General features: G+C 54.9%; 1 pseudogene. It reads left to right on the forward strand.

Features of this window, described 5'->3' with window-relative positions:
* Positions 1 to 1,063, forward strand: a pseudogene (locus AC1DRJ_RS29125) (DNA-directed RNA polymerase subunit beta'); the annotation flags it as partial.

A 1,063-nucleotide genomic window follows, 5' to 3' on the forward strand; every position in this document is an offset into this window, starting at 1 on the left:
ACCGTGCACCGACCCTTCACCGTCTGGGTATCCAGGCGTTCGAACCGGTACTGATCGAAGGTAAGGCTATCCAGCTGCACCCTCTGGTCTGTGCTGCGTACAACGCCGACTTCGACGGCGACCAAATGGCCGTGCACGTACCGCTGACACTGGAAGCCCAGTTGGAAGCGCGTGCGTTGATGATGTCGACCAACAACATTCTGTCGCCAGCCAACGGTGAGCCAATCATCGTTCCGTCGCAGGACGTTGTATTGGGTCTGTACTACATGACTCGTGAAGCGATCAACGCCAAGGGCGAAGGTCGTGTGTTCGCGGATCTGCAAGAAGTTGACCGTGTGTTCCGTGCTGGCGAAGCCGCACTGCACGCAAAAGTCAAAGTGCGGATCAACGAAACCGTTAACGATCGTGACGGTGGCAGCGTCAAGAACACCCGTATTGTCGACACCACTGTCGGCCGTGCGCTGTTGTTCCAGGTTGTTCCACCTGGCCTGTCGTACGACGTCGTTAACCAGCCGATGAAGAAAAAGGCGATCTCCAAGCTGATCAACCAGTGCTACCGCGTGGTTGGTTTGAAAGAGACCGTTATCTTCGCTGACCAGTTGATGTACACCGGTTTTGCTTATTCGACCATCTCCGGCGTTTCCATCGGTGTTAACGACTTCGTTATCCCGGATGAAAAAGCCCGCATCATCAATGCTGCTACTGATGAAGTGAAAGAGATCGAAAGTCAGTACGCCTCCGGCCTGGTAACCCAGGGCGAGAAGTACAACAAAGTGATCGACCTTTGGTCCAAGGCGAACGACGAAGTTTCCAAGGCAATGATGGCCAACCTCTCGAAAGAGAAAGTCATCGACCGCCATGGCGTCGAAGTCGACCAAGAGTCTTTCAACTCGATGTACATGATGGCCGACTCGGGCGCACGGGGTTCTGCTGCGCAGATCCGTCAGCTCGCCGGTATGCGTGGCCTGATGGCCAAGCCGGACGGTTCCATCATCGAAACGCCGATTACTGCGAACTTCCGTGAAGGTTTGAGCGTACTTCAGTACTTCATCTCGACTCACGG

This window comes from Pseudomonas sp. P5_B2 (genome assembly GCF_056400445.1).